We start from the raw sequence: 4,076 nt of genomic DNA on the forward strand, positions 1-4,076 counted from the left end.
CGAGTACTACGGGTACTACGGGTATTACGGGTCCTACGGGTATTACGGGGTCCTCGCCCTCCGACATCATCTACACCTCAGGTACTACGGGTAGCCCCAAGGGCGCGGTCATCACCCACGAGCAGACTCTGCGCGGCTACGACACCTGGAGCGAGCTCGCGGGGCTGCGCGAGGGGGACCGGTATCTCATCGTGAACCCCTTCTTCCACACGTTCGGCTACAAGGCCGGGGTGATCGCCTGCCTGACGCGGGGCGCGACGATGATCCCGCAGCCGGTGTTCGACGTGACGACCGCGCTGGCGAACATCGCGGCGGAGCGCGTCACGGTCCTGCCCGGCCCGCCCACGCTCCACCAGTCGCTCCTGGACCACCCCGCGCGGGAGTCGTACGACCTGTCCTCGCTGCGGCTGGTGGTGACGGGCGCGGCCGTCGTCCCCCTCCGGCTCGTCGAACGGCTGCGGGACGAGCTGGGCGTGGCGACCGTACTGACCGCGTACGGGCTGTCCGAGGCGAGCGGCATCGTCACGATGTGCCGCAGGGGCGACGAGCCCGAGGTGATCGCGACGACGTCGGGGCGGGCGATCCCCGGGACCGAGGTCCGGGTGGTGGACGCGGCGGGGCGGGCGCTGCCGCCCGGGGAGCCGGGGGAGGTGCTGGTACGGGGGTTCAACGTCATGCTCGGGTACTACGGGGACGACGCGGCGACCCGGGAGGCGCTCACGCCGGACGGCTGGCTGCGCACCGGAGACGTAGGGGTACTGGACGGGGCCGGGAACCTGCGGATCACCGACCGGATCAAGGACATGTTCATCGTCGGCGGCTTCAACGCCTATCCGGCCGAGATAGAGCAACTCCTGGGACTGCATCCGGCCGTCGCGGACGTCGCCGTCGTCGGCATACCGGACGCCCGCCTCGGAGAGGTCGGCAAGGCGTACGTCGTCCGGCGGACCGGCTCCGTGACGACCGGCGACGACCTGATCGCCTGGGCGCGGCGGGAGATGGCGAACTACAAGGTGCCCCGAGTCGTCGAATTCGTGGGCGAGTTGCCCCGGAATGCGAGCGGGAAAGTGGTCAAGGGACAGCTGCGGAACGGGCGTTGAGATAGCCGAAAACGATCGCCCCGGGTTGCGCCACACCCTCCGTCGACGTGGAGAGTGGGTGAGGGACCTGTGTACTCCCGTGCGCCGTCGTGTACTCGGTGTTTCCCGTTGCTGACGGGTCCCGTGCCAGCAAGGCAAACTGGGCAGGTCAACAGGGAGCGCCCAGGGAGACCTCGATGGACGACCGAGTACCGCGCGTGCCGAGACAGGAACGCCACGACCCCGTCGGGGACGAGGACGTGGCGGGACTGAGGTTCGGTGTGCTCGGACCGGTACGGGCCTGGCGGGACGACGTCCCGCTGCCCACCGGGTCACCCCAACAGCGCGCCGTCCTCGCGACGTTGCTGCTGCGCGAGGGCCGCACGGTGACCGCCGCCGAGCTGATCGACGCGGTGTGGGGCGAGGACCCGCCCTCCCAGGCGCTGGCCGCGCTGCGGACGTACGTGTCGCGGCTGCGGAAGGTCCTGACCTCGCGGATGCTGGTCAGCGACGCCGGGGGATACGCGCTGCGGGACCCCGGCGGCACGGTCGCGTTCGACCTCACGGCGGCGCGGACCCTGTCCGAGGAGGCGGAGAAAGCCTGGGCGGCGGGCGACGTACGCGCCGCGCGGGACCGCCTCGACCACGCGCTCGGCCTGTGGGAGGGCGAGACGCTCGCGGGCGTACCCGGGCCCTACGCGGAGTCCCAGCGCGTCCGGTTGGAGGAACTGCGCCTCCAACTCATCGAGAACCGGCTCGACCTGGACCTCGAACTCGGCCGACATGCCGAAGCCGTCCCGGAGTTGACCTCCCTCACCGCCGAACACCCGCTCAGGGAACGCCTGCGCGAGCTGCTCATGCTCGCCCTGTACCGAAGTGGCCGCCAGGCGGAGGCACTTGCCGTGTACGCCGACACCCGCCGCCTGCTCGCGGAGGAACTCGGCGTCGACCCCCGCCCCGGCCTGCGCGAGCTCCAGGAACGCATCCTGCGCGCCGACCCCGCGCTCGCCGAACCCGAGGCGCCGGCCGCCGAAGCCCCCGTCGTCCGTATTCTGCCCGCTCAACTCCCTGCATCGGTACCGGATTTCACCGGCCGGGAGACTCTCGCCCGGGAACTGGTCGAGGCGCTCGTCGCGGAGAGCGGCGACGAGAACCGGGTGATGGCGCTCTCCGCGGTCGCCGGGATCGGCGGCGTCGGCAAGACGACGCTCGCTGTGCACGTCGCCCACCAGGCCCGATCAGCCTTCCCCGACGGGCAGTTGTACGTCGACCTCCAGGGCGCGAGCCCTCGTCCCGTCGAACCCCAGGCCGCGCTTGGCGCGTTCCTGCGCGCCCTCGGCACCGCCGACCCCGCGATCCCCGACTCGCTCCAGGAGCGCTCGGCGCTGTTCCGCTCGCTGCTCGACGGCCGCCGCGTCCTGGTCCTCCTCGACAACGCGCGGGACGCCGCCCAGGTACGGCCGTTGCTGCCCGGTACGGCCGGCTGCGCGGCCCTCGTCACCTCCCGCACGCGGATGGTGGACGTCGCGGGCGCGCACCTCGTCGACCTCGACGTGATGGCGCCGCACGAGGCGCTCGCGCTCTTCACGCGCATCGTCGGCGCCGAACGCGTCGCGTCCGAACGGGAGTCGGCGCTCGACGTCGTCGCCGCGTGCGGCTTCCTGCCGCTCGCGATCCGCATCGCCGCCTCGCGTCTCGCCGCCCGGCGCACCTGGACGGTGTCGGTCCTCGCGGCCAAACTCGCCGACGAGAGACGGAGGTTGGACGAGCTCCAGGCCGGGGACCTTGCCGTGAAGGCGACATTCGAGCTGGGCTACGGGCAGTTGGAGCCCGCACAGGCCCGCGCCTTCCGCCTCCTCGGCCTCGCCGACGGGCCGGACATCTCCCTGGCCGCCGCAGCCGCCGTCCTGAACCTGGCGCAGGACGACACCGAGGACCTGCTGGAGTCCCTCGTCGACACGTCGTTGCTGGAGTCGGCGGCGCCCGGCCGCTACCGCTTCCACGACCTGGTCCGGCTCTATGCGCGCGCATGCGCGGAACGTGACGAACTCCCCTCCTCCGAACGGGAGTCGGCGCTCACCCGGCTCCTCGACTTCTACCTCGCGACGGCCGCCGGGGTGTACGCGATCGAGCGGCCCGGCGACCGGCTCGTGGAGCAGCTGGAGGAAACCGCCTACCCCGGGCTGCACTTCGAGGACCGGCACGACGCGCAGGACTGGCTGTACGCCGAGGCGGGCGCGCTGCTGTCCTGCGTACGGCAGTCCATCGGGGACGGCCGACTGCGCCGCGCCGTCGACCTGTTGTGGGTCGCCAAGGACCTCGCCGAGTCCGGGGCCAACGCGCGCGAGTACGAGGTTGCCGCCAACGAGGCGCTCCAACAGGCCCGTTCGGCCGGCGACCCGCACGCGCTCGGGCGGGCGCTGATCACCCTCACGGACGTCCACCTCGTCGCCGGGCGCTTCGACCGGGCCGACGCGGCGGCCGTCGAGGCGCTGCGGGTCACCGAGGACGCCGACGACCCCGTACCGCGCTGCTGGGCGCCCAACACCCGGGGAATCATCGCCCTTTACCAGGGGCGGCACGAGGAGGGCGAGCGGCATCTGACGGTCGCGTTCGACAACTTCCGTGCCAACGGGAACAGGGCCGGTGAGGCGAGCGTCCTGTGCAACCTCTCCCGCATCCACCTCGCGACCGGGCGGGTGGAGAGCGCGGTGACGCTCGCGCACCGGGGCATCGGCATCTACGACCGGACCGGCAACGCCCTGCGCGGCGCCAACGGGCGGTACGCGCTGGGGCTCGCGCTCACCGAGAGCGGGCTGCTCACCACGGCCGCGGAGATCCTGCGGGACGCGCTCGACGTCTTCCGCGACAGCCGGCAGCGGCTGTGGGAGGGCATGACGCTCTTCCGGCTCGCCGAGGTCGACCTCGCCGCCTGCCGCCCCGCGCAGGCCGCCGCCAACGCCGACCTCGCACTCACCGCGCTGCGGGGCATCGGCG

General features: G+C 72.3%; 2 protein-coding genes. Both read left to right on the top strand.

Annotated elements, in window-relative coordinates; all coding sequences use genetic code 11:
• Positions 1-1,100 (top strand): AMP-binding protein (locus AOK24_RS02625; RefSeq protein ID WP_055718415.1); only part of this gene is annotated, 1,100 nt, incomplete at its 5' end.
• Positions 1,101-1,276: 176 nt separating this feature from the next.
• Positions 1,277-4,076: SARP-family global regulator AfsR (afsR, locus tag AOK24_RS02630; protein WP_055718414.1), on the top strand; the 2,800-nt coding region annotated here is incomplete at its 3' end.

This window comes from Streptomyces niveiscabiei (assembly GCF_001419795.1).
In the GTDB taxonomy this organism is placed as follows: domain Bacteria; phylum Actinomycetota; class Actinomycetes; order Streptomycetales; family Streptomycetaceae; genus Streptomyces; species Streptomyces niveiscabiei.